We start from the raw sequence: 24,316 nt of genomic DNA, 5'->3' as shown, positions 1-24,316 counted from the left end.
CCGCATAACCGCTATGCCCTGCATCCGGATGCAGCCTTGTAGACCGCTGATCAATCAGTGAGTTTGCAGCCCGCAAAAAAATAGTCCGCGACTTCCACGCATTGCCATATGTATGGCAGTTGCCGGTTGGCCTCTCGATAAGCTCGTTTTCCTTGAACCCCTTTTTCAAGCCCTTGCAGTGGGGGAAACATGACAACAAGGAGAATGGCTCATGCCAGCACCAACTGCCCCGTATTTCTACAGCGAGTCGCTCAAGCGTCGGCTCGCCCAGAGTCTCAACGATGCGGTCAGCGACAGTCTGATCAGTATCCATGAGTGCCAATGGCTCAAGCGTCTGGTCGAAACCTCGAACAATATCGTGGAAACCGAGCCTCATCCCAGGGTCGACCGGCTGATCATGGAGGATGGTTCGCCCCTTCATGCCGAACTGGCCACGGCGCTGCTGATCAGTAATCCTGACAAAGCCGATGCACCGGTCTTTCTCAGCACGCTGTTGTTTGGCGTGGAGCGTTTCGGGAGCAGGGTCGAGCTGCTCGACTTGTTGAACCAGCGTTATGCCTTTCGTGAAAATCAGCCGCTGAAGCTGGATGCCGAACGTATCGACGGTTCGCTGTTCGAGGAGCAGATGACGACGACGCTTCAGCATCAGGCACAGCCCCTGAGCGTGCTGTCCGAACGCCTCCATCAGTTGCCTTCTCTGCAGACGGCTCTGGTGCAGTCGTTGCAGGAGAAACTTCGGGTTTTATTGCCCGAATCCTCTGTCAACGTGCTTGGCGACGTGCTGCAAAGCGTCGATCTGTCGAACCTGCCGCCCGGCAGTCCTGAGGATTCCAGGGTCGTGGATGTGCAGTATCTGGCGACTGCCGTATTGAATGACTACGACGCCGGCTCCAGGGCCGCTGGGGTGGAGCGGCGCTTTCTGGGGTCGGATGGCCAGGTGCTTTCCAGCGAGCAGACGGCCCTTTACGCTCAGGCCATCACCCAGAGCCTGCAGACGCTGCCGGATACTTACGAGCGCTCTCTGAACGATTATTGGGCGCAGATGCTGGACGATGGACGGACGATGCAGGCGTTTGCAGGCGATGCCCTGGCCGAGTCCTTTCGCGAGAAACTGCTGTCGGCCCGGGAAGAGGGCACCCTGACCCCGTTCGAGTGCCGACGGTTGCGAACCCTGCTGCCATCGCCCAGTGCGCCCGCCGGGAGGAACTGGGTGCAGGTACACAGAATCGCGGTGACTGTCGACGGACAGGGACCGGTCAAACTGCTGGGGGTTCTGTTGATCAGGTTCCTGGCCGGGTCGTTGCCGGATATCTACATGTATTCGGTCATGGAAGGGTTCCGGCGGTTCGCGGGCCCGCAGGCGGTCACTGAGCATTTCGGCACGGAAGAGGGGCGCGCCGAGATGCTGCATTACTCATCCCTGAATGATCATGCGTTGTTGAGCGTGTCCGGTCAGGTGCTGGTGCAGCAGGACCTCATCGAACATTCGTTGTTTGAGGAGCATGTCAGTTCCATCATCGCTCTGCAGAAGCGGAATCTGGATTATGTCCTGCAATTGCCTTCGGTTTCCCACCGTCTGGCGATCGTTCAGATCGACGACGCGCTGGATATACGGGGGTTGCTGGACAGCCGGCTGTACAGCCTTCATGACTCTGACCGGTGGCGCTCCGGTCTGGTGGCCATTGAGCAGACCTGGAGCCTGAGCAAGGTCCCCCAAGGGCTGTTCGTGGACAAGAAGTTCGAGAGCGACGCACTGGCTTCCTGGGGCGAGCAATTGCATGAGATGGACGACTTCGTCCAGTTCACGGGGCAATTGCGGGGTGGCCTGGCCAGTTGCATGCGGCACGCCCTGAATCGCTACCTGGCCATTGTCGGCAATCCCGTCCTCGATGCCCGCAGGCTATGGGTGCATTTCTCGGGGCGAGTTGCCAAGCCCCTGGTGTCCCTGGCGCTGGAAAAGATCATCAAGGCTGACTCAGGTGCCTGGCCTGCGGGTCGGATTCTGAATGTTTCGCCGGATCAGGTGCAACCCGATTCGGTGGAGCTGTTGCCGATGCCCCTGATCAGAAAGGTGATTGCCCTGGTGCAGGATGATTTCGTTACCCGGTATGCACGCCAGCTCAAGGCGTTTTACGTCAGGCCGGTCAGGTTGCTCGATACCCGGATCTACCCCAGTGCCCTATCGGAACTTGTGCGTGAGCGGGCGTTGCGCCTTGAGTTGAACATGGAGCGCCGTCGAAAGGCCATCGACGGGGAGGCCCTGGAAATGCTCCAGCAGGTGCTGAACAGGCCCTTGCGCCGTCTGCGGGAAAGTTTTGGAGAGCGCTGCGTCGAGGTCTACGGTATGTCGCTCACGCTGGAAGGCATTGCAAATGAGGTTCCCCTGGCCAATACATTTGTACTCTGTGATTCGGCACAGAGCACTCAATACCTCCTGTGGTCCTTGCACACGGGGCTGAGGGTGTTCGAGCCCGGGCCCGATATCGGGGGCTTCATCAATGACTGGCTCATGCGGCTCGATCACCGCCACTACATACTGGACCTGATGAAGGCGTCGGACCAGCTTCAGGTACGTCGTTACTGCGAGACGCAGGCGTTGCCGAATGTTCAGGTCCGGCTGGAGCGGATCGACGGACATTTCATTCAGGTTCTGGAGAACCTCGAGAGCGACCGTCAATACCAGCAATGCATGGCGGAGTATGAGCGTGCGCTCAAATGGCAGCTTGAGCCGGAGCAGTTTTGCCATGTCATGGACATGACCGAACGCAACGACAGCAAGCGGCATACCCTGGGGCGTCTGGGGGTCAGGCTGCAAATGATGCAGGGTGATGTGCTGTTGTCCCAGTGGATCAAGAAGGCCTCCATCGATGACCAGATCATGCTGCTGGACATATGGCAGCGCTTCTATGCCTCCCATGATCCGAAGAAGGATTTCCTGTTCGGTATCCCCGATATTCAGGAGTACGCGCAAGAGAAGTTGCAAAAGAGGCTGAATGAAGATTTTCCGACCCGGCATTTCCAGGCGGACAAGGTGATCCTGACGTTCACTCAGTACATTCCCGCACCGGTCGCCACAGGGGAAACGCCCCAGTCGATAGCGGCCGCTGCTTCACATACCCGTGAAACACTGATCGAGTTTGCGGTGGACCGGTTTTTCGCGATTCAGCAGGGTGTCATGTCCGTTTCGCTGGAGGGAGAAGAGCACCGGAATGAATGGCTGACCCCCGAATACATTCGTCATCTGGTCGAGTCGCTGGATGTGGCGGAGACCTATCGGGCACTGGTGGAGCAGAAATTTGATGAAAAGTCCGAAGAGTATGCGCTCCGGCAGGGTTATTACACCGACCAGACCCCTTCATACGAGTTGTTGAAGGCTTTCCAGTTCAAGCTCATGAAGCGCCTGACCCTGGAGGGGTATGACGCCATCGAAAGTGTGATGACCATGCCCGACGGTATTGCCCGCGTGCCGTTCAAGGGCCGGGACATCATCATCAGTCCCCTGCAACTGCTGCGCAGCGAGGAGGGGTGGGCGCCGGACAGGGTCGTCGGCGTCTATGTGATTGCCCCCAAGGTGCCCCAGCAGGGGCCATGGTTGCTGTACTCGTTGTTCAGCGACGAGTTCCCGGTCAAGGAGTATGCCGACCGGGAGGCCTTGCTGGCCGATATCCGGACATCCAGTACCCTGCAGAGCTTCATCCTGAGTCGCCTTGATTCTTCGGTGAAGCATATCTATGACAGTGGGGGGTTCCAGGAGCCGCACCTGCCTTTCAGTGTCGAGTCACCCTCGGATGTTCCCCTGACCCGGCCGGCACCTGTAACGATCCTCGTCACGCCTTATGAGGGCAGTGCCTTGCAGTTGCTGTTTCGAGGCTCCCTTGAAACATTCAAGTTGCTCGTCCGGGGTGAGAGCGTCACAAATGCCGAGAGTGACAGGGCCAGCAGGTATTATCTTTTCAGATTGCTGAGTGAGCAGATATTGATGCTCCTGCCCGGTCGTCCGGGTGCGCTGGTGGCCCTTTGGCAAGGTGGAAGCATGGTTCAGCTCTCGCTCCATTCCGTGGCGGATCACCATTGGGGCAAGGCTGTCTCGGAGTTCATGGATGCGCTGAGCATGGCGATAGCTTCCCGAAAACTGGAGCACGAGAGCCTCGCTGAAGAACCCGAGGAGCTCGAAAGGCCCGAAGAGGTTCTGGAGCCTGAAGAATCGCCCCAGACCTTTCGCTGGGGCAACGATACCCTTTCCTCGGGCATGCAGGAGCGCTTGCGTCAGTTGGAAGTCCGCAATGTGGCCTTGAACGAATTGCACAAGGACAACTTGCTCAATACCTACAGGGATCCGAATTCCCTGAAGGAGTATGTGGCCATCCAGGGCAAGGTTTATCGGGTCGAGTTGCATGAGGGCAGCTGGTTCATCGTCGGTGAAGAGCGGCGCGGCCCCAGAATCCGGATCAATGAGCGGCAGCAGTGGGAGCTGAATCTGGACTCCGGGCTCAAGGGCGGTGGTATGCCCATCAGCCGGTTTCAAAGCTCCATGGTCAATCGGGATGTCGACAGGCTGATCGTGGTCGAGGCCAGGGGGATTTCCGAGATTCGCCAGGTTTACCGGGATCGTGCGGAATTGATTACGGAAGGGCATGCGCAGGCCCGTCGATACCTGGAAACGGCGCTGGACAATCTCAAGGTGCGGCCGGCCGGGGGGATCGATCCTCGAGCCGAACGCATCATTTCCGAGTTTTTCGACGAGGCCAGACCCGATGCGGCGATGGTGACGTCCATCAGGACGATCATGGCCAGGTTGTACGGGGCCCTGATGGACCCTTCGCTTTCGCCCCATGATTCCAGTCGTTATGTCGTCGGTATCAACAGGCTGACCGCCGAAAAGGCTGCGGCCTTCGTGTTCGTCAACGATCCCACGAGGCGGATCTTCCTGACCGAGAAGTTCTTCCGCTTGCCTTACTATCGCCTCAAGGTGTCGGCCCAGCGCACGGGCGAGTTCAATCTGGGGCCTCATTACCGTGGCACGACCCTGCTGCATGAACTCTCCCACCTGTGCATGAACACGGAGGATATTGCCTATGTCGAATCTTCTGCGCCGTTCCTGGATCTTCTGGACAGTGCGCCCGGTTACAAGAGTCGCATCAGGAATGAAGTGAAGGCTGGTCAGCAGGAGACCCTTTCCTTCCAGACCGACCGCAGCAAACTGTTTTCGCAACTGGAGGGTGGCGCCTTCAGAGACCTCAAGCGCAGTGACGGGGGGGCAAAGGCCGCTATCCTGAGGATGACCGGCAAGAGCACCCTGTCAGAAGCGCGGGATATCTTCTACGCCAATTCTCGTGTGCGCAGTCAGGTCATGATGAGCAATGCCGACTCGGTGGCCTTGCTGGTGACGTTACTGGGGCGGGTGAATTTCACGGGCAGGCCGTGAGTGTACCCGGGCCGGTGAAGCCTTGATCATTCCCCGAGGAGAGACGTCTTTTCGGGGAATGTTTTCGACGGTTTACAGCGCGTAATGTTTCAGCTCCCGGGCAATCAACAGGCGCTGGATTTCGCTTGAGCCCTCGTATATCTGGGTAATGCGGGCATCGCGGTAGTAACGCTCGACGGGGTAATCCTCCAGATAGCCATAGCCGCCGTGAATCTGTATGGCCTTCGAGCAGACCCATTCGGCCATCTCTGACGCGAAGAGTTTTGCCTGGGAGGCTTCGGACAGGCAGGGCAGGCCGGCACTGCGCAAGCGGGCAGCATGCAGGACCAGCAGTCGCGTGGCGTTGATACGGGTGTGCATGTCGGCCAGCATGTTGGACACGCTTTGATGTTCGATGATCGGCTTGTCGAACTGCACACGCTCCCGTGCATAGGCCAGTGCCGCCTCGAACGCGGCGCGGGCGATGCCCAGGGCTTGGGCCGCAATACCGATCCGTCCGCCTTCGAGGTTGGAGAGGGCAATGGCCAGTCCCTTGCCGCGTTCGCCCAGCAGGTTGGCAGCCGGGATCCTGCAGTCATCGAGGGTCACGGCACAGGTGTCGGAGGCGCGAATGCCCATCTTGTGCTCACTGCGATCCACCACGAATCCGGGGTTATCGGTGGTGGGCACGAGAAATGCCGACAGGCCCTTTTTGCCGAGTTCAGGGTCAGTCACCGCGAACACGATGGCCAGATGCGCCCGCTTACCGTTGCTGACAAACTGCTTGGCACCGTTGATGACCCAGTGTTCGCCCTGCAATTCGGCGCGGGTGCGCAGGTTATGGGCTTCGGAGCCCGCATGGGGTTCGGTCAGGCAGAAACAGCCGATGGCCTTGCCGCTGGCCAGTTTCGCCAGCCAGGTCTGCTTCTGTGCTTCTGTGCCGTAATTGAGGAGAGGGCCACAGCCTACCGAACTGTGGACGCTCATCAGGGTGCCGGTGGCGGCGTCGGCAGCGGAGATTTCTTCAACGGCCAGGGCATAGGCGACGTAATCAATGTAAGTACCGCCCCATTGCTCGGGCACGATCATGCCCAGCAAACCCAGTTCGCCGAGCTTGTCGACCAGGGCATCGTCGATCCAGCCGGCCTTTTCCCAGGCCTGGGCATGGGGGGCGATTTCGTTGCGGGCGAAGTCGCGGGCCATGTCGCGGATCATCACCTGTTCTTCGGTCAGTTCGATATCGTGCATGGCTCAAGCCTCCAGGCCGCTGAAGAAACTCTGCACATGCTCGACACTCAGGTCGTGCACGCCGGGAACGCGCCACAGTGGCTTCCTGTCCTTGTCGATGATCAAGGCGCGGACCCCCTCAATCAGGTCGCCATGCTCGAACCACTGGCGGTCCAGGTGCAGTTCCATGGCAAAGCAGTCCTGCAGGGACAGATGCCGCCCGCGCCTCATCATTTCCAGGGTCACGGCCATCGCCAGGGGAGAGTGCTCCTGCATCGTGATCGCAGTGTCCAGCGCCCATTGATGGGTGTCGGCTACGGTGACCTGCTGCAATTGTTCAATGATGCTCGGCAAGTCCGGCAAGCCGAAGAAGTGGTCGATGGCCGGTCGCAGTGTTTCCAGTGGTGGAGAGGGCAGGCGTTGGGTGCCCAGCCTGGCCATGGCACCCTGAAGGTCCTTGAGGGGCGTGGATTTCCACTTCAGGTGATCGAGCATGTGATCGAGCCGAGGCAGCAGCTCGCAGGTCATGGACCAGTCGGCAAGGCCACAGTACAGCGCATCGGCTGCCCCGATCTGTGCACCGGTGACCCCCAGGTAGGTTCCCAGCTCGCCAGCTATGCGGGGCAGGAAATAACTGCCGCCAACATCCGGGAAATAACCGATGGCCACCTCGGGCATGCCCAACCGGCTGCGTTCGGTGACGACCCGCAGATCGGCGCCCTGCACCAGCCCCATGCCGCCGCCCAGTACCAGGCCATCCATCAGGGCCATGACCGGTTTGCGATAGTCATGGATCGTCAGGTCCAGCGCATATTCTTCGACAAAGAATGCCTGGTGTCGCTCCTGGTTGTTCTTGTAGCTTTCATACAGTGATCGGATATCACCACCGGCGCAAAACGCCTTGTTGCCTGCCCCGCGCAAGACCACAGCGTAAACCATGGGGTCTTCGGCCCAGGCATCGAGCTGGCGTTGCAGCGTTCGGATCATGTCCAGATCGATGGCGTTCAGGCTGGCGGGGCGATTCAGGGTGAGATGACCGATATGATTGCGTACATCCACCAGAACCGGTTTCTGGCTGGGCTTGCGAACCGAGAGAGCCGGTGACGCCGGTGAACTCATACTGAACTCCTTGTTCATTTGCTCTTCTTTTTAATTATTCTTTTAGCGTAAGGCGATCCTAGCAGCGCCGATGAGCAAAACAAAATTGCGCTTAAGCATAGACTGACGCTGTCATTTTCCAGCTGTTATGTGGATATTTCGCGAATAAATTCGCTCCTGCGCCATGAAATGTGCCACCCGCAGGAGCGGATTCATCCGCGAAGACCTCAAAGGAATGCATGAACGATAAATACGCACCCCGCCAATGGGAGCCTCACGAGCGGCCAACGATGCCCGGCTCGCCCTCGACACCGCTGCACCCGACGGCCAGACGTTGGGCGTTTGCGCTGGTGGGCGTCATCGTTGCCCTGACCGGCGGCCTGGGAAATGCTCTGGTGGTGGCCAACCTGCCTTATCTGCAAGGCGCGCTGGGCGCGACTTCGGCAGACATCGCCTGGCTGCCGGCCGCCTACATCATGACCAACGTGTCGATGAACCTGCTGCTGGTGAAGTTTCGTCAGCAGTTCGGCCTGCGTGCCTTTACCGAATTGTTCCTGGTGCTCTATGCGCTGGTGACCCTGGCCCACCTGTTCGTCAATGACATCGAGTCGGCGGTCGCCGTGCGGGCGGCCCATGGCATGGTGGGGGCCGCACTTAGCACCCTGGGGCTGTATTACATGATCCAGGCCTTTCCCCAGAAATGGCGGCTCAAGGCGCTGGTGCTCGGGCTGGGCACTGCCCAACTGGCGACGCCGCTGGCAAGGCTGGTGTCCGAAGACCTGTTACAGATTGCCGAATGGCGAGGGTTGTACCTGTTCGAGCTGGGCATGGCGCTGCTGTCGCTGGGTTGCGTGCTGATGCTCAAGCTGCCGCCCGGTGATCGTTTCAAGGCGTTCGAGAAGCTCGACTTCCTCACCTTTGGCCTGCTGGCCAGCGGTTTTGCCCTGCTGTGTGCCGTGCTTTCATTGGGTCGCATCGACTGGTGGCTGGAAGCACCCTGGATCGGTATCGCTTCAGCAGTGTCCATCGCCCTGATCTGTGCAGGGCTGGCCATTGAGCACAACCGCAGCAATCCGTTGTTGATCACGCGCTGGCTGGGCAGTGGCGCGATCCTGCGGCTGGGGCTGGCGGTGATTCTGTTTCGTATTGTCCTGTCGGAACAGTCTGTCGGTGCGGTAGGTTTTCTGCAGAACCTCAATATGGGCAGCGAACAGCTTCATACCCTTTATCTGGTCATGCTGCTGGGCAGTATTGCCGGCCTGGCGGTCAGTGCCCTGACCATCGACCCGGCGCACCTGATCAAGCCCTTGCTGATTTCCCTGGCGATGATGGCGGTGGGGGCCTGGATGGACAGCGGTTCCACCAGCCTGACCCGGCAATCGAACATGTACCTCAGTCAGTTTCTGCTGGCCTTCGGCGGCACCTTCTTCCTGGGGCCTACGCTGGTGCTGGGCATCAGCGGCGTCATCGCCAACCCGCGCAACATGGTGAGTTTTTCCGTGCTGTTCGGGATTGCCCAGAACATGGGCGGGCTGATCGGGTCGGCAGCGCTGGGCACGTTCCAGATCGTGCGTGAGAAGTTTCATTCCAGCCATATCGTTGAACACCTGAACCCGACCGATCCGCTGTTCCAGTCCCGCCTGCAAAGTGCGAGTGCAGGCTATGCGTCGGTGATTGCCGACCCTTCACTGCGCAATACCCAGGGTATTCGCTCGCTTTCGACGCTGGCGACGCGGGAAGCCAACGTATTGGCCTATAACGATGTGTTCATGCTGATCGCCTTGATCGCAGTGCTGACCATGGTCTGGATTTCAGCCCGTGTACTCTGGCTGAAAATGACCACTCGGCCTCTTGCCGCAACACCTGCTTCGCCAGTCACTCCATCTTCCGTCCCCAGCCGTGGCGCCCACTCTTCATGAATGAACCGACCCAGCCAAACTCCAGTGTCCAGAACAGTGACGAAAGCATTCAGGCGCCTGATACTCCGCCGCCGCCTCCGGTGACGACGCCGCCCACCAGCGAGCCCGTCCCGAAGCGTCAGCGCATGTTCTCCACGGCGATCTTTGCCAGCATTGCCCTGGCGGGGGTGCTGATCGTGCTGTACGCCTGGGAGCTGCCGCCGTTCACCAGCCCGATCCAGAGCACGGAAAATGCTCAGGTGCGTGGCCAGACGACCATCGTCGGCACTCAGTTGAGCGGTTACGTGCATGAAGTGCGGGTGCAGGACTTCCAGTTCGTCAAGGCGGGCGATCTGCTGGTGCGTCTGGATGACCGCATCTATCGCCAGAATCTGGATCAGGCCGTGGCGCAACTGGCCGTGCAAAAGGCCTCACTGGCCAATAACCTGCAACAGCGGCGTACCGCCGAAGCGACCATTGCCCAGCGTCAGGCCGCGTTGCAGAGCAGCATCGCTCAGGGCAACAAGAGTGCCGCCGATCTGCGACGCAATCAGACACTGGTCACCGATGGCTCGGTATCCCGAAGCGAGCTCGATGTGGCTCGCGCCGCCGATGCCCAGGCTGTCGCTGCGGTGGCCGAAGCCAGGGCCGCGCTGCTGATTGCCCGCGAAGACCTGCAGACGGTGATCGTCAATCGCGACTCGTTGCAGGCTTCGGTGGAAAGCGCTCAGGCGGCTGTCGAGCTGGCGCGTATCGACTTGGACAATACCCGCATCGTGGCTCCACGTGATGGCCAACTGGGACAGATTGGCGTGCGTCTGGGGGCTTATGTCTCTTCCGGCGCGCAATTGATGGCGCTGGTGCCCAACCGGCTGTGGGTTATCGCCAACCTGAAGGAAACCCAGATGGCCGATGTGCGGCTTGGCCAGTCGGTGAGCTTTACCGTCGATGCGCTGCACAACACCCGGCTGACAGGCCGCGTACAACGCATCTCGCCAGCGGCCGGTTCGGAATTCAGCCTGCTGCCCGCCGACAACGCCACCGGCAACTTCGTCAAGATTGCCCAGCGTATCCCGGTGCGCATCGTCGTCGATCCCGATCAGCCCATGGCCGGGCACCTGCGCCCCGGCATGTCGGTGGTGGTCAGTATCGACACTCAATCAGAAGGCGAGGTGCCGCCGGAGCCGTAGGCCTTTTGGGGGCACTGGATTTTGATGATGCCACGGCCCTGATAACTCAAAGAACAGGCGCGTCAAAAGGTCAGGGCTGGCAAGGTGTAGTGGGGGTCATTGCATGGACTTGACCACTGCATTCGGTGGCCTCGACCCGCTGGGATCGGCCAAATACAGCCAGGGGTGATAGGCAAAAAACGGCCGATTCTGTTGAAAAAGTCTGGCGTGGGGGTTTCAGCAGAAAAGTACGCGTTTGAGATTGAAATCTAGAATCGGCGCAGAGGTACTCGGATTAGATTTCACGTAGCAGCGCACAAAATAGACGATTTCATCGATCAGTATTCTGGCAGTTTGAGAAAACCGACTTTTTCAACAGAATCGACCAAAAGCAGACCTTTCTGCTGGAAAGATAAGCATGCCTCCATATCTCGCAAGCGCGAAATATCCTACTGAGTCTCGAGTCCTCGGTAATAGGCAATCTTTCCCTCCAGCGCGACAACGGCATTTTTCATAGCCACAATTTCGGCCTGCACATCCTGCAAATGGCATTCCAGCATCTGGCGCCGCTCACTCACTGTGGCGTCGCCTTCGCTGCGCAGTTTGGCGAATTCTTGCATTTTGCCGATGCTCATGTGGGTGGTGCGCAATCGCAGCAAAAACTCCAGCCACGCCATATCAGTCGGTGCATAGACCCGTTGTCCACCTGCCGCACGGGCAACGGGGGCCAACAGGCCGATGCGTTCGTAGTAACGCAGGGTATGGGTCGTAAGACCGGTGCATTCGCTAACCTGGTTTATCGAATAGTATGCGTTCATGACCTCGATCCTGAGCCATAGGTGCGTGGTGAGACTGTCACCCCGTTCACCGGGGCGATGCGGAGCTGAGTGTGATGCCGCGTTTGGTAAACACCTCACGCGCGGCACTGATGCCATTTAATGCGCTGGGAAATCCCGCATACACCGCCATCTGAATGATGATTTCAACGATCTCCTCAGGCTTGCATCCCACATTCAGCGCGCCTTCGATATGCACTTTGAGTTGAGGTTGGGCATTCCCCAAGGCCGTGAGGGCCGAGATGGTCGCGAGTTCGCGTGTACACAGCGCGACGCCCGATCTGGAAAAGACATCACCATAGGCGAAGTCAACAATCCAATCACCCAGTTCTGGCGAAATGTCGCTGAGCGAATTAACAACTGAGTTGCCAGTTGCGCCGGTGATTCGTTCCAGGGTCTCTATCCCTTTTTCTCGTCGACTATCAGCCTCCGTTGCCGATGCAGCAAGGCCAAGTGTGGAAAGCATGAGGCTGGTTGCAACACCGAGTTTTTTTAACGTCATGACTATCTCCTTGTTAAGCAGCGCCGCGAATCAGGACGTTCAGGCGGTGCAACAACGAGGCTATTGGTTAGAGCGCGCTCTAAGTCAAGGGGCGTTTTTGGGGAACATGACAAGCGTTCGAGGAGCATATTTGGGAAGGCTGGTGGCCGACTCTTGCTGGTCAAGTCGAATGCAATTCTCCAGTAAGCGTGCAATCGATCTAATTCTCAAATTTCAATATCTGGATATTTGCATTTCTCGATATCTAGATTTAGTATGCCGCCCCTGACGTTTCAGGGGTAGCCGCCATTTCGGTCGAATCAGCCCCCTGAAACCTGTCCACTTTCGCTATACGGATTGGATCAAGCATGCACGAGAATCTTTTCAGCCCCACGCAACTCGGCCCTTACAACCTGCGCAATCGAATTGTGCTGCCGCCGCTGACACGTTCGCGAAGCACTCAGCCTGGCAACGTGGCCAATGAACTGATGGCGACTTACTACCGGCAGCGGTCAGGAGCCGGTTTCATGGTTACCGAGGGGACCCAGATCGAGCCGCGTGGTCAGGGCTATGCCTGGACACCGGGTATCCACACCCCGGAGCAGATCACTGGCTGGCGCAAGGTCACGGAGGCTGTGCATGCCGAGGGCGGGATCATCTTTGCCCAGCTATGGCATGTGGGGCGTGTTTCCCATACTTCGTTGCAACCTGGCGGTGAGGCTCCTGTCGCCCCTTCGGCCATCGCTGCCACCAGCGTGAAAGTCTTTGTCGAGACCGGACCGGGTACAGGCATGCTGGCAGATCCTTCAACGCCTCGAGCGCTGACGACTGCGGAGGTCAAGGCGCTTGTCCAGCTCTATGCCCAGGCCGCCCGCAATGCGCTGGATGCCGGGTTCGACGGTGTCGAAATCCACTGTGCGAACGGCTACCTGGTCAATCAGTTCATTTCTGCACATACCAATACTCGGACCGACGAATACGGCGGATCGCTTCAGAACCGTCTTCGCTTCCTGAAAGAGATCACTGAGGCCGTTGCAGGTGTCGTAGGTCGTGATCGACTGGGGGTACGCTTCGCGCCTCTGTTCTCCAGCACCGATGAAGAGCGGGTGTACCTCGGCCTTGTGGAAGAGAATCCCCATGAAACCTACACCGAAGCGGTCAAGGTGCTGGAGGAGGTCGGTATCGCCTATCTGTCGCTGGCCGAGGCCGACTGGGAAAATGCCCCAGAGCTTCCCGACAGTTTCCGCTCAAGCGTACGTTCGATATTCAGTGGACGGATTCTCTATGCCGGACGTTACACCGCAGAACGTGCCTCCAGCGCCATCGAGGCAGGATGGGCGGATCTGGTGGCCTTCGGACGTCCGTTCATTGCCAACCCGGATCTGCCGGAACGCATTGCCAATGGCTGGGCGCTCAATGCACTCGATGCTGCCAGCATGTATGGCGGAACCGACAAGGGGTACATCGATTACCCGACCCATCAGGGCTGATCGATGACTGCGTGCTTTCAGAGCGAGAGCACGCAGCACCTTTGCAGGAAATGACGTAAAATCCCGCCAAGCCATCATTCCCATGCCTATATGACCATCGACGTTAGCGAAGCGCTCAAAGCCCTGGACAACCCCACACGACTGGCGATTCTCGGCCTGTTGAAAAATCCGCGAGAGAGCTTTCCCGAACAGGAAGTCGACCCGGAGCAGATGGGCGTGTGCGTCAGTATCATTCAGGAGCGGGTCGGGCTGTCACAGTCGACGGTGTCCAATTACCTGGGCGTCCTCCAGCGAGCCCAACTGGTGACGTCGCAGCGCATCGGTCCCTGGACCTATTACAAGCGCCATGACCAGAACATCGTGTTGCTGCTGGATGCGCTCAAGCATGTGATTTGAGCGCATTCAGACGCTAGTAATCCCCACGCTTGCGAAATGCCCAGCGTCCTGCAATCAGAGTAAAGGTCGCGACCAGCGCCACCAGCACCCAGAAGCCTTCCGGGTCTGAAGCCAGCGGAATACCGCCCACGTTCATGCCGAAGAAGCCGGCGACGATGTTGATCGGCAAGGCCAGCACCGTGACCACGGTCAGGGTGAAGAGGGTGCGGCTGCTCTGTTCGTTGAGGTTGGCGGCGATTTCTTCCTGCAACAGTTTGATGCGTTCGCCCAGTGCCGTCAGGTCGCTGATGACCAGCGCCGACTCTTCTGTGGACTGGCGCAGGGCCTGCACATCCTCTTCGCGCAGCCATTGTGGCGGGCGATGGAGCAGGCGCATCAGTGAACCGGGTTCCAGGGCCAGTAGGCGTTGCAGGCGTACCAGCACCCGGCGCATGGCGCCGAGTTCGGAGCGGTTGTTGCTCAGGCGCTGGGACAGCAATTGATCTTCGATCTTGTCGACGCTGATGCTGGTCTTGCGCAGAAACTGGGTCAGCACTTCGCCCTGATCGCTCAGCAAATGGGCCAGCAGTTCCATGGGCGAATAGAACAGTTCGCCACGCTTGACCGCCGAGCGCAGCTTGTCCACGGAGCGCAGGGGTTGCAGGCGTGCCGTGACCAGCAGATGGCTGCGGGTGCAGACCCACAGGGTCGAGATGTCGGTCGAGAGCATGTTGAAATCGAACACCACATCGTTGACCACGGCCAGCAGCGCCGAGTCGATATGTTCGATGCGGGTCGAGCGCGAACCTTCATTCAGCGCCTCGAAAAACTCCTCCGGCAGTTGCAGGTGGGTCTTCATCCAGCGCTCGCAGGCGGCATGGGACAGGTTCAGGTGCAGCCAGATGAAGTCGTCGTTGTCGGGCGGATTCTGAAGGTATTCCAGCACGGCGACCGAGTCGAGTTGCTGGCCTCGCTCACCGGGGCAGAAGCGAAAGCCGTAGAGCAGTCCAAAGAGATCCGAATCCTGATGATGCGCAATGCTGTGGTTCATGGCATTCCACGTACGACCCTGGCCCGGAACGGGGAGGTGAAGCGGGCATCATGACAATCTGTGATTGCAGATTTGTGACGGAAATACTGCTGCCATCTAGACCATGGCCAACGGCCGCTTGCGAGTAGGCACCGGCCAGGCCTTGTCGAGCGTGGCCAGATCCTGTGGCGTGAGCGTGATGTCCGCCGCTGCGGCATTGAGACGTATATGCTCGGGTGTGGTCGCCTTGGGAATGGCGATCATGTTCTTCTGGCGCAGCACCCAGGCCAGGCTGATCTGGGCCGGGGTCGCGTCATGGCGATGGGCGACTTCATTCAGCGCCGGATGATAAAGCAGGTTGCCCGCCTGGCCGATCGGGCAGTAGGCCATGATTGGCAAATGGTGCTCATTGGCCCAGGGCAGCAGGTCGAACTCGATGCCGCGTTGCTCCGGGTTGTACAGCACCTGATTGAGCGCGCAGCGCGGGTTGTTCAGTTCCATCATGTCCGAGACATCGAAGTTGGAGACGCCCCAACTGCCGATCTTGCCTGCCTCGCGCAAACGCTCGAAGGCCTCGACAGTTTCCTCCAGCGGGTAGTTGCCCGGCCAGTGCAGCAGGTAGAGGTCGATGTAATCGGTGTTCATGCGCCGAAGGCTGGCTTCGCAGGCCTTGGGCATCCTCTGACGACTGGCGTTGAACGGATAGACCTTGCTGACCACGAACACCTTGTCGCGCTGGCCGGCAATGGCCTGCCTGACCACTTCTTCGGCACCGCCGTCGGCATACATTTCAGCGGTATCGATCAAGGTCATGCCTTGTTCGATACCCATGCACAGCGCCGCGATTTCTTCTGAACGCCGATGGCTGGTTTCGCCCATGTGCCAGGTGCCTTGACCCAGCACCGGGACGTTCTGACCTGCCAGTTCCAGTGTGCGCATACGACCCCCTGCAATCGAGTGAACAGGCCTCAGGCAACACAGGCTGCACGAGGTTCCGTGCAGCCTGTCGTCAAACGCGGAATTGCGTCAGCAAACCATTCAATTGCTCGCTCAATCCCCGCAGGTGCTGGCTGGCGGTCGTGGATTGTTCTGCCGCCAGGGCCGTGCCTTGCGACAGTTGTGCAGCCTGAGTGACGTTCTGGTTGATGTCATCGACCACGTGGGATTGTTGCAGGGTGGCGCTGGCAATCGAGGCATTCAGGCTGTTGAGGTTGCGCAGGGCCTGGCTGATGGAGGTCAGGCTCTGGCCGGCCTGGTTGGCCTGCTCGATGGTCAGTTGCGACGAGCGGCTGCTGTCGCCGATCACCTTGACCGCGGCGTCCGAGTGACGTTGCAGGCGCTCGATCATGCTCTGGATCTCTGCCGTGGACTTCTGGGTCCGCTGGGCCAGCAGACGCACCTCGTCAGCCACCACGGCAAAGCCTCGGCCCTGTTCACCGGCACGGGCCGCTTCGATGGCGGCGTTGAGTGCCAGCAGGTTGGTCTGTTCGGCAATCGAACTGATGACCTCCAGCACGCCACCGATCTGTGTACTTTCGCTGGCCAGGGTCTGCATCACTTCGACCGCCTGGCCGATGGTGCCTGACAGGTGATCGATCTGGCGCAGGCTGTTGTCGATGTTGACCTGCCCCTGTTGGGCCTGGGATTCGGCATCGCGCATTTCGCTGGCCGCATGTTCGGCATTCTTGGCCACGTCCTGCACGCCATAGGTCACCTCATTGACCGCTGTGGCCACCAGATCCATTTGCTGGGACTGCTGCTGGCTGCGTGCCTGGGCCTGCTCGGCGCTGTCGCCCAGTTCCCTGGAGGCCTGACCCAGACCGACGGCCGACGCCTGCAATTGCATGACCACATTACGCAGTTTGGCGGTGAAGGCATTGAAGTGCCGGCCCAGCAGGGCGATTTCATCGTTGCCGTGGGTTTCCAGAGTGCGGGTCAGGTCGCTTTCGCCGCTGGCAATGTTGGCCATGGCGTTGACGGCGATGCGCAACGGCAAGACGATGCTGCGCACGATCAGGGTTACCAGCAGGGCCAGAACCAGAATGATGCCGGCGCTGAACAGCAGCGCATTCCACATCTGTTGCTTGAATTCGGCCGCGACGTCATCGACATACACGCCCGAGCCGATGATCCAGCCCCAGGGCTGGAACAACTGGACGTAGGAGGTTTTCTTCACCGGGTCGCTGGCACCCGGTTTTGGCCAGCGATAGTGCACCAGCCCGGCACCCTTGCTCTTGGCCACGGCCACCATTTCATTGAAGACCGCGAACCCGTCCGGGTCTTTCACCCCTGACAGATCCTGGCCATCGAGCTTGGGGTTGGCCGGGTGCATGATCATCACCGGGCGCATGTCATTGATCCAGAAGTAGTCGTTCTGGCTGTAACGCAGGCCTTTGATGGCGCTCAGCGCCTGCTGTTGCGCGGCATCGCGAGTCAGAGTGCCAGCGGCCTCCAGGCCCTGGTAGTACGCAAGAACTCCACTGGCTGTCTGAACCACATGGGTGGTCTTCTCGGCCTTGGCCAGATAGAGGTCGTCATGAATTTGTTTGAGCATGGCCGCGGCCAGAACAAAGAGCATCAGCACAGACACGATAAGAATCAGCCATAGACGGCGGCTGATGGATAAACTGCGCATGTTCATGATCTTTTCCCCATTTCGTTGTTTTTCTTTTTATGAGCGTTCAGGCAGATCCGTGCTCTGACTCTCAATGTTTCCCTACATGATGTCGCTCTAACATGACTAAATCCGAGACAACAGTCACGCTTTTTTAAACGTCGTGTGCATATAGCCAAAGGCTTACATGAACAGGCGCGATTGGCTCTATCTCCGCCATCATGGCAAATGTAGGATCCAATTCAACAACTGCAGCGAAGGATCGATGCAGCGATAAGGGAAGATCGGCCATTGCCAGGACGGCTACTGACAGGATGTCGGGATGGTGTTGTGTGCAAAACGACCCGCTTCGGCGGGTTTTTTGCGTTTTGCGCCATTCATTCGCGAATCCGGCATTCCAGGCAATGCATTTGTTGCGGATTCACCGGCCTCTTCGCGGATGAATCCGCTCCTACAGATCAATCACGCGGGTAGGAGCGAATTCATTCGCGAAGTCGGCATTCCAGGCAATGCATGGGGTGCGGGTTCACCGGCCTTTTCGCGGATGAATCCGCTCCTACAGGTCAATCACGCGGGTAGGAGCGAATTCATTCGCGAAGTCGGCATTCCAGACAATGCATGGGGTGCGGGTTCAGCGGCCTCTTCGCGGATGAATCCGCTCCTACAGGTCAATCACGCGCGTAGGAGCGAATTCATTCGCGAAGCTGGCATTTTAGGCAATGCATGGGGTGCGGGTTCACCGGCCTCTTCGCGGATGAATCCGCTCCTACAGGTCAATCACGCGGGTAGGAGCGAATTCATTCGCGAATCCGGTATTCCAGGCAATGCATGGGTTACAGGTCAATCCGGCTCGCAGCCTTTGAGCACCAACCTCAGGATGGTCTGGGTCGCCGCTTCATAATCACTGTCTTCAAGCCGGGCCTTGCCGGTTACGGTGGAGATCTGCCAGTCGAAGTCGGCGTAGGTCTGGGTCGCGGCCCAGATGGTAAACATCAGGTGGTGAGGGTCCAGCGGAGCAATCTGCCCGCTGTCGATCCAGGCCTGGATGCATTCGATATTGTGTCTGGCCTGGCCGTTGAGCTGTTCGATCTGCTCCGGCGTCAGATGCGGGGCACCGTGCATGATCTCGCTGGCGAACACTTTCGAGGCGAAGGGCAGTTCGCGAGATATCTGGATTTTCGAGCGGATGTAACGGCTGAGCACCTCGGTCGGCGTGCCCTGGGGATTGAACGGCGTCGAGGCCCGCAGGATCGGTTCGATGATGCTTTCCAGCACCTCGCGATAGAGGTTTTCCTTGGACTTGAAGTAGTAGTAGACGTTGGGCTTGGGCAGCCCGGCCTTGGCGGCGATATCGCTGGTCTTGGTGGCGGCGAAGCCCTTGTCGGCGAATTCTTCGCTGGCTGCGCGCAGGATCAGTTCTTTGTTGCGCTCGCGAATGCTGCTCATGACCCAGATTCCTGCACGGCGGGCGCGCATGGTAGCACCGGCCTCGCGCAAGGCTCAATAACAAGGCCTTGCGCGAGGAGGCGGGGTCGACGGGATCAGCCGTTCTTGAACAGGAAGCTGTAGGCATTGAGTGCCGGTACGCCACCGAGGTGGGCGTAAAGCACTTTGGAGCCTTCAGGGAATTCGCCGTTGCGCACCATGTCGATCATGCCGTGCATGGATTTGCCTTCGTAGACCGGGTCGGTCAGCACGCCTTCAAGACGGGCGCACATGCGGATCGCCTCCAGGGTTCCTTCGTTGGGCAGGCCGTATTCGGGGTAGGCGTAGCGGGTGTCGAGCACCACGTCATCGGCCGTGATCTCACGGCCCAGCTCCACCAGTTTTGCCGTGTTCTGGGCGATGCGCAGCACCTGCTCACGGGTCTGATCCGGTTTGGCAGACGCATCGATACCGATCACGCGTTGGGAGCGGCCATCGGCAGCGAAGCCGACCACCATCCCGGCGTGGGTACTTCCGGTCACCGAGCAGACGACGATGTAGTCGAACTTGAAGCCCAGTTCTTCTTCCTGCTGGCGGACTTCATCGGCAAAGCGTACGAAGCCCAGGCCGCCATAAGGGTGTTCCGAGCAACCGGCAGGAATCGGGAAGGGTTTGCCACCGTTGGCGACCACATCGTCCATGGCCTTTTCCCAGCTCGGGCGGATGCCGATGTCGAAGCCGGCTGAATCCAGGCGTACGTCCGCACCCATGATGCGCGACATTTCAATGTTGCCCACACGGTCATAGACCGCGTCGGAGTAGTTCACCCAGTTTTCCTGAACCAGTACGCATTTCATGCCCAGGTGAGCGGCGACGGCGGCGACCTGACGGGTCTGGTTGGACTGGATGCCGCCAATGGACACCAGCGTGTCATAGCCACCTTCGATGGCCTCGGGAATGAGGTACTCAAGCTTGCGTGTCTTGTTCCCGCCAAAGGCAAGACCACTGTTGCAGTCTTCGCGCTTGGCATAGATCTCGACCTTGCCACCCAGGTGTTCGCTGAGGCGCTTGAGCGGCGTGATCGGCGAAGGGCCGAACGTCAGGGGGTAGCGCTTGAATTTAGTCAGGTTCATATCGAGTCTCCATGGGAAGGAATATCCAGCGCGTATCAACGTGCTTGCGATGGGACCTATCATAGAAAATCGGCAAACAATCGTGGTTGCAAAGAATTGTCTATTTAAGAAATCAAAGTTAGCCTTGATGAATTGAAAATTAATTTTATTTTGTGAAATTTGAAATGAAAGCAACAAATGAACGCAGTAAAAAACCGGATTCCGATCCCGCGCCGCAACTCGACAGGATTGACCGCGCCATCCTCAAGACACTGCAACGCGATGCCTCCATTTCCAATGTGGCGCTGGCCGAAAAGGTCAAGTTGAGCCCGCCGGCCTGCCTGAGGCGTGTCGAGCGGTTGAAAGAGGCGGGGGTCATAAAAGGCGTGGTGGCGCTGCTCAACGGCGAAGCGCTCGATGCAGGGATGGTGGTGTTGATCGGCGTGGTGCTGGACCGCTCGACCCCGGATTCATTCGCGCAGTTCGAGGCGGCTGCGCAGAAGGTGTCCGGTTGCATGGAGTTTCATGTGGTGACGGGGGAGTTCGACTACTTCATGTTGCTGCGCACCCGAGACAGCCAGAGCTTCAACCGGCTGCACGCCGAGCAGCTTCTGTACCTGCCGGGCGTCAGGCAGATCCGCTCCTTCATGGGGCTGCGTCAGGTGCTGTCGACGACACAGATCCCCCTTTGAGCGCCGATTCAGGACGGCGACATGAAGTGGTCCTGCAGGTAGCTTTTGACCAGATGCTGTGTGGCCGCCAGGATTTCCTCGACCTGCAGGTCCATCGAGGCCTTGGAGGGTTCAGGCTCCGTCGTTTGTTGAAGCCCGAAAAAATGCAGCTTGTGCCCGCACACCGAACCCAGCCAGGACAGGTGGGCTCGCTGGCTGGCTTCCACATCCAGCAAATGGCAGGTCTTGGGGATTGAACTCAACAGGCCATTGGCTTCGCTGCTCGAAGGCTTGCTGGCACTGAGCGCACGGCTTTCAGCATCCAGCCACTCTTCTTCCAGTTGCGTCGATTGCTTGATGACCAGATGGGCCACCTGCTCCCAGTCACTGATTTCAGTGTTGATCGTGTCGATGATGTATTCAGGCAGGTCGGCATTGGAAATGATGATGACGCCCGTTTCCTGTGAGGTCGGTTTCAACCATTGCGCGCGTGCTGATTCAGTGTGCATAACATCCCCTTGCAGTGGGTGCTGCGATCGTTGGCTGGACTCCTCGATGCAATACTCACGCCACAGACGGGGCGAGTGGTGGCCCGCTTGAACCGCCTATACAAAAACGCTACTGTGCGTTTTGTCGGACAATCCTGTCTGTGCCTTGGTGAAGTCCGGATTTCACTAGGCGGGCGCAGGCGCGATCATGGAACACCGGGAAGGATCGCCAGAGCCGTTAAAGGAATAACAACGTGACGCCGATTATCGAAGTCCTTTCAAAACGACCCTTTGCCGAGTGCTCTCTGGTTTCTGCGCACAACGCGGAATTTCCCCGCCATACCCATGAAGAATATGTGATCAGCGCCAACCTTTCCGGTTGCGAGCGTATCTGGTACGACGGCCGCTCGCAGGATGTGCTGCCCGGTCAGGTCACGCTGTACAACCCCATGACGGTGCAGTCTTCCCGTTTTTGTACCGCAGGTGCACGTTTCATCAGCGTGCATCTGGATGCGGCGCATGTGGCGTCGGTCCTGGGGGATGTCCGAGGGCCGCTCTTCGACGAGGGGGCCTTCCGGGACGATGCCTTGTTCAATGCCATTGCGGCCTTGTATGCGGCCGACAGTGCTTCTCGTCGCGAAGAGGCGCCTTACGAGTTGCTGGCGGAACTGTCGAGGTTTCGTGACCGGGGCAGTGTGGCGGTCGAGCTCGATATGGTGTCCAGGGTGGTGGAGTTCATGCTCGACAATCTGTACGAAGACATTGACCTGCAGGACATCAGTGCCGTGGCCGGGCTCTCGAAGTTTCATCTGGTCCGCAGTTTCAAGATGGTGAAGTCCCTTGCACCGATGCAGTTTCTGAAGCAGCTCAGACTGATCGAAGTGCGCAAGAGACTTCGGCGTGGCGATGCGGCGGCCAGGGTTGCCACGGAGCTGTACTTTTATGACCAGGGCCATATGTGCAATTCATTCCGGCGGGTGATGGGCATATCCCCGGTCCGCTACGCTTCAATGCTCAATGACGGGCGGTGCGCTGACAAACTCCATATAGCCGGAAATGACAACGTATAAGGTGAAGTAGGCGAAGATCAGGGCCGAGGCAATGTAGGTCCATCTGAGCATCCGTTCCCCCAGCAGTTGTCCTCCGTGGTAGGCCAGGCCGCACAACACCAGTGCCCAGAAGATCCCGGCACTGAAAAATCCCGAAAGGAACAGGATGGAGCTGTTCAGATCCACACCCTGCTTGGCGATGATCGCGCCACCCACGGCCGCAAACCACAGGATCGCGCTGGGAGAAGACATCGCCAGAAAGATGCCCTTGGAAAAAAGCGAAAAGCTGGTGTTGCCCCACTGCATCTGCGATTCGCTGACACCTGCCTTGACCTGCATGGCACTGGCGACCATCTTGAAGCACAGGTAGGCCAGTATCGCCGAGCCGCCCAGCCACAGTGCCCAGCGTACTGCCTCGTATTGAAGCAGCACGGCCATGCCGGCCAGGGCAAGAATCGCGTAGACCAGATCACCGATGCAGGTGCCCACGCCCAGCCATACGCCCTGTTTGAAGCCGCGCTGCATCGACAGGGTAATCATGGCCATGTTGGCCAGGCCAATTTCCAGACACAGCGACAGGCTCAATAGAAAGCCGTTGTAAAACTCCACTTATGCGCTCTCCAGCAATGACTGTTCATAGAACAGGGTGGTCTCGCAAAGAGGCAACCCGAACAGCAGATCCTCGCCTCGGGAAAGGTGGGCACCGTAGGTCTTCAGGAAAACGTCGAACGCCTGGATATCGTTGGACATGACCGCTGTCAGCAGTGTGCGGGCGATATTGTTCATGGCCAGTGCAAAGGCTTCGGCATCAATGGTGATCGCACCGGGTCTTGTCACCGACAATACGCCGGCGTCCTCCAGCATTTTCAGTTGTATGTACGCAGCGCCAGCATCCGGGAATTGTTCGGGGCCGCGGCGCAGGTAACGGAACAGTTCCAGCACGTACAGGCGTGTCATTTTGATCGGGTCCAGATCGAGCCTTTTGGCAATCGCCGGGTCCATCGCCAGCAGAAAACCGAACACATCGGCCACGGCCTCCTGAGCCACCATTGAACCCCAGCGGTCATGGCGGCTCAGGTTTCGGTAGTCGGTGTTCCCGAGCACGATCGAATGCCCCAGGTCATGGCCCCTGAACCAGCCGATCAGGTAGCGCTCGGCGTCCTGCTCTGACGGGAGGTCGTCATCGGTCCAGCCAAAGATTGCTTTCTGTTCCAGGGCTATCTGCCTGTACAGGCTCAGGTAGGTGTTGGCGAACACCACGGTGCGCTTGATCGGTGCGTATTTGATGCCCTGGTCTTCAGGCATGAAATAGGCGAAGTGCTTGGGAAAGGTATCCGCCTCACCGGCAATGGCACACAGGTCGATGATCTTGTAGGAACAGGCGGGCAGGCGCTGAAGCTCGACGCCAAAGCGCTCGGAAAGCCTGGCCACACTGCTCTCGAAATGCTGGTCGACCACATCCGAAACCGCCTGGAGCCTTGGGTTCGGGGTGCCGAAAAAGGCCGAAAAGCCTGTTTGTCGGGACTTGCCCAGCCAGGTTGAAAGCGGGCCTGCGTAGCCCACCAGTTCTTTCTCGTTCAGGGCCGCCAGATCAGGCCCTGCATTTTCGAGTGCCATGGAGCCCATCATGCCTTCCGCGACCAGCCCCATGGCTTGTCTGGAGGCTTCGTCCTGCAACTGACCGGATGCCGCGGCCAGATGATGGGCAATGGACAATACCAACGGTTGCACGAGCGTCGAGTATTGTGGATCTGCACGTTCGATCTCTCGAATGGCATTGGCCTTTCGGGTGATGTTCTTCAACGAGTGACGCAACTCAGAGGAAAATGTCTCGGGTGTCGCAAGCTGGACGGCGCGGATCAGGTGCTGTTTTCGTTTAGGCCAGAAAATGCTGTTCATGATGGCTCCCACTGGATGAGGAGCGAATCAAAACAGTCGGCACAAGGTGG

Annotated in this window: 19 protein-coding genes; 7 read left to right on the top strand and 12 right to left on the bottom strand. The window is 58.8% G+C overall.

Translation table 11 applies throughout. From position 1 onward, the window contains the following. Positions 1–211 precede the first annotated feature (211 nt). Positions 212–5,425 (top strand): dermonecrotic toxin domain-containing protein, encoded by a 5,214-nt coding sequence (locus ACIPY9_RS20470; RefSeq protein WP_400705597.1) that lies wholly within the window; start codon positions 212–214, stop codon positions 5,423–5,425. Positions 5,426–5,497: 72 nt separating this feature from the next. On the opposite strand, the gene ACIPY9_RS20465 is transcribed toward ACIPY9_RS20470, so the two are convergent. Both ACIPY9_RS20465 and ACIPY9_RS20460 read right to left on the bottom strand, forming a co-directional pair. Further along, entirely contained in the window at positions 5,498–6,652 is a 1,155-nt protein-coding gene (locus tag ACIPY9_RS20465) for an acyl-CoA dehydrogenase family protein (protein ID WP_400705594.1), read from the bottom strand. 3 nt (positions 6,653–6,655) lie between these two features. Further along, positions 6,656–7,750, bottom strand: a complete 1,095-nt coding sequence (locus ACIPY9_RS20460; RefSeq protein ID WP_400705591.1) for an enoyl-CoA hydratase/isomerase family protein — start codon at positions 7,748–7,750, stop codon at positions 6,656–6,658. Between the two features lie 218 nt (positions 7,751–7,968). Between ACIPY9_RS20460 and ACIPY9_RS20455 the strand changes: the two genes are divergently transcribed. After that, positions 7,969–9,648: an MFS transporter gene (locus tag ACIPY9_RS20455; protein ID WP_400705588.1), complete on the top strand. Its 1,680-nt coding sequence runs from the start codon at positions 7,969–7,971 to the stop codon at positions 9,646–9,648. Beyond that, positions 9,645–10,817: an HlyD family secretion protein gene (locus ACIPY9_RS20450; protein WP_400705585.1), complete on the top strand. Its 1,173-nt coding sequence runs from the start codon at positions 9,645–9,647 to the stop codon at positions 10,815–10,817. Before ACIPY9_RS20455 ends, ACIPY9_RS20450 begins: the two co-directional genes overlap by 4 nt. Positions 10,818–11,245: 428 nt before the next feature. On the opposite strand, the gene ACIPY9_RS20445 is transcribed toward ACIPY9_RS20450, so the two are convergent. Continuing rightward, a complete protein-coding gene (locus tag ACIPY9_RS20445; protein ID WP_400705582.1) occupies positions 11,246–11,614 on the bottom strand; it encodes a MerR family transcriptional regulator in 369 nt (122 codons plus the stop codon). 46 nt (positions 11,615–11,660) lie between these two features. Then, positions 11,661–12,098 carry a carboxymuconolactone decarboxylase family protein gene (locus tag ACIPY9_RS20440; RefSeq protein ID WP_400705672.1) on the bottom strand — a complete coding sequence of 146 codons (438 nt, stop codon included), beginning with the start codon at positions 12,096–12,098 and terminating at the stop codon, positions 11,661–11,663. 383 nt (positions 12,099–12,481) lie between these two features. Here ACIPY9_RS20440 and ACIPY9_RS20435 point away from each other — a divergent pair, with 383 nt between their 5' ends. Both ACIPY9_RS20435 and ACIPY9_RS20430 read left to right on the top strand, forming a co-directional pair. After that, a complete protein-coding gene (locus ACIPY9_RS20435; RefSeq protein WP_400705579.1) occupies positions 12,482–13,603 on the top strand; it encodes an alkene reductase in 1,122 nt (373 codons plus the stop codon). Positions 13,604–13,693: 90 nt separating this feature from the next. After that, complete coding sequence (locus ACIPY9_RS20430; RefSeq protein WP_400705576.1) at positions 13,694–13,999, top strand: ArsR/SmtB family transcription factor; 306 nt, start codon at positions 13,694–13,696, stop codon at positions 13,997–13,999. 13 nt (positions 14,000–14,012) lie between these two features. Here the strand turns inward: ACIPY9_RS20430 and ACIPY9_RS20425 are convergent, their stop codons facing one another. The 5 genes from ACIPY9_RS20425 to ACIPY9_RS20405 all read right to left on the bottom strand — a co-directional run bounded on the left by ACIPY9_RS20425 (position 14,013) and on the right by ACIPY9_RS20405 (position 20,180). Next, positions 14,013–15,029: a transporter gene (locus ACIPY9_RS20425; RefSeq protein ID WP_400705573.1), complete on the bottom strand. Its 1,017-nt coding sequence runs from the start codon at positions 15,027–15,029 to the stop codon at positions 14,013–14,015. Positions 15,030–15,125: 96 nt separating this feature from the next. Next, complete coding sequence (locus ACIPY9_RS20420) at positions 15,126–15,947, bottom strand: aldo/keto reductase (RefSeq protein WP_400705570.1); 822 nt, start codon at positions 15,945–15,947, stop codon at positions 15,126–15,128. Between the two features lie 70 nt (positions 15,948–16,017). After that, positions 16,018–17,649 carry a methyl-accepting chemotaxis protein gene (locus ACIPY9_RS20415; RefSeq protein ID WP_400705567.1) on the bottom strand — a complete coding sequence of 544 codons (1,632 nt, stop codon included), beginning with the start codon at positions 17,647–17,649 and terminating at the stop codon, positions 16,018–16,020. An 813-nt stretch (positions 17,650–18,462) separates the two neighbouring features. After that, positions 18,463–19,068: a TetR/AcrR family transcriptional regulator gene (locus tag ACIPY9_RS20410; RefSeq protein ID WP_400705564.1), complete on the bottom strand. Its 606-nt coding sequence runs from the start codon at positions 19,066–19,068 to the stop codon at positions 18,463–18,465. A gap of 95 nt (positions 19,069–19,163) precedes the next feature. Further along, positions 19,164–20,180 (bottom strand): 1-aminocyclopropane-1-carboxylate deaminase, encoded by a 1,017-nt coding sequence (locus tag ACIPY9_RS20405; protein ID WP_400705561.1) that lies wholly within the window; start codon positions 20,178–20,180, stop codon positions 19,164–19,166. Positions 20,181–20,344: 164 nt separating this feature from the next. On the opposite strand from ACIPY9_RS20405, the gene ACIPY9_RS20400 reads away from it, so the two are divergent. Then, positions 20,345–20,851 carry an Lrp/AsnC family transcriptional regulator gene (locus ACIPY9_RS20400; protein ID WP_400705558.1) on the top strand — a complete coding sequence of 169 codons (507 nt, stop codon included), beginning with the start codon at positions 20,345–20,347 and terminating at the stop codon, positions 20,849–20,851. Between the two features lie 8 nt (positions 20,852–20,859). Here the strand turns inward: ACIPY9_RS20400 and ACIPY9_RS20395 are convergent, their stop codons facing one another. Further along, a complete protein-coding gene (locus ACIPY9_RS20395) occupies positions 20,860–21,339 on the bottom strand; it encodes a transketolase (RefSeq protein ID WP_400705555.1) in 480 nt (159 codons plus the stop codon). Between the two features lie 233 nt (positions 21,340–21,572). On the opposite strand from ACIPY9_RS20395, the gene ACIPY9_RS20390 reads away from it, so the two are divergent. Next, on the top strand, positions 21,573–22,388 hold the full coding sequence (locus tag ACIPY9_RS20390; RefSeq protein ID WP_400705552.1) for a helix-turn-helix domain-containing protein: 816 nt from the start codon (positions 21,573–21,575) through the stop codon (positions 22,386–22,388). Here ACIPY9_RS20390 and ACIPY9_RS20385 read toward each other — a convergent pair. After that, positions 22,326–22,976, bottom strand: a complete 651-nt coding sequence (locus tag ACIPY9_RS20385; RefSeq protein ID WP_400705549.1) for a LysE family translocator — start codon at positions 22,974–22,976, stop codon at positions 22,326–22,328. The genes ACIPY9_RS20390 and ACIPY9_RS20385 overlap by 63 nt on opposite strands. Next, entirely contained in the window at positions 22,977–24,266 is a 1,290-nt protein-coding gene (locus ACIPY9_RS20380) for a hypothetical protein (protein ID WP_400705546.1), read from the bottom strand. It lies immediately after the preceding gene. Between the last annotated feature and the right edge of the window lie 50 nt (positions 24,267–24,316).

This window comes from Pseudomonas sp. NPDC089734, from assembly GCF_044748865.1.
Classification (GTDB): domain Bacteria; phylum Pseudomonadota; class Gammaproteobacteria; order Pseudomonadales; family Pseudomonadaceae; genus Aquipseudomonas.
Note: the sequence above shows the minus strand (reverse complement) of the source record. Positions and strands in the feature narration are given on the sequence as shown.

Coding starts and splice junctions, on each gene's coding strand:
- ACIPY9_RS20470 (WP_400705597.1), top strand. CDS start 212: ATGCCAGCACCAACTGCCCCGTATTTCTACAGCGAGTCGCTCAAGCGT.
- ACIPY9_RS20465 (WP_400705594.1), bottom strand. CDS start 6,652: ATGCACGATATCGAACTGACCGAAGAACAGGTGATGATCCGCGACATG.
- ACIPY9_RS20460 (WP_400705591.1), bottom strand. CDS start 7,750: ATGAGTTCACCGGCGTCACCGGCTCTCTCGGTTCGCAAGCCCAGCCAG.
- ACIPY9_RS20455 (WP_400705588.1), top strand. CDS start 7,969: ATGAACGATAAATACGCACCCCGCCAATGGGAGCCTCACGAGCGGCCA.
- ACIPY9_RS20450 (WP_400705585.1), top strand. CDS start 9,645: ATGAATGAACCGACCCAGCCAAACTCCAGTGTCCAGAACAGTGACGAA.
- ACIPY9_RS20445 (WP_400705582.1), bottom strand. CDS start 11,614: ATGAACGCATACTATTCGATAAACCAGGTTAGCGAATGCACCGGTCTT.
- ACIPY9_RS20440 (WP_400705672.1), bottom strand. CDS start 12,098: ATGCTTTCCACACTTGGCCTTGCTGCATCGGCAACGGAGGCTGATAGT.
- ACIPY9_RS20435 (WP_400705579.1), top strand. CDS start 12,482: ATGCACGAGAATCTTTTCAGCCCCACGCAACTCGGCCCTTACAACCTG.
- ACIPY9_RS20430 (WP_400705576.1), top strand. CDS start 13,694: ATGACCATCGACGTTAGCGAAGCGCTCAAAGCCCTGGACAACCCCACA.
- ACIPY9_RS20425 (WP_400705573.1), bottom strand. CDS start 15,029: ATGAACCACAGCATTGCGCATCATCAGGATTCGGATCTCTTTGGACTG.
- ACIPY9_RS20420 (WP_400705570.1), bottom strand. CDS start 15,947: ATGCGCACACTGGAACTGGCAGGTCAGAACGTCCCGGTGCTGGGTCAA.
- ACIPY9_RS20415 (WP_400705567.1), bottom strand. CDS start 17,649: ATGAACATGCGCAGTTTATCCATCAGCCGCCGTCTATGGCTGATTCTT.
- ACIPY9_RS20410 (WP_400705564.1), bottom strand. CDS start 19,068: ATGAGCAGCATTCGCGAGCGCAACAAAGAACTGATCCTGCGCGCAGCC.
- ACIPY9_RS20405 (WP_400705561.1), bottom strand. CDS start 20,180: ATGAACCTGACTAAATTCAAGCGCTACCCCCTGACGTTCGGCCCTTCG.
- ACIPY9_RS20400 (WP_400705558.1), top strand. CDS start 20,345: ATGAAAGCAACAAATGAACGCAGTAAAAAACCGGATTCCGATCCCGCG.
- ACIPY9_RS20395 (WP_400705555.1), bottom strand. CDS start 21,339: ATGCACACTGAATCAGCACGCGCGCAATGGTTGAAACCGACCTCACAG.
- ACIPY9_RS20380 (WP_400705546.1), bottom strand. CDS start 24,266: ATGAACAGCATTTTCTGGCCTAAACGAAAACAGCACCTGATCCGCGCC.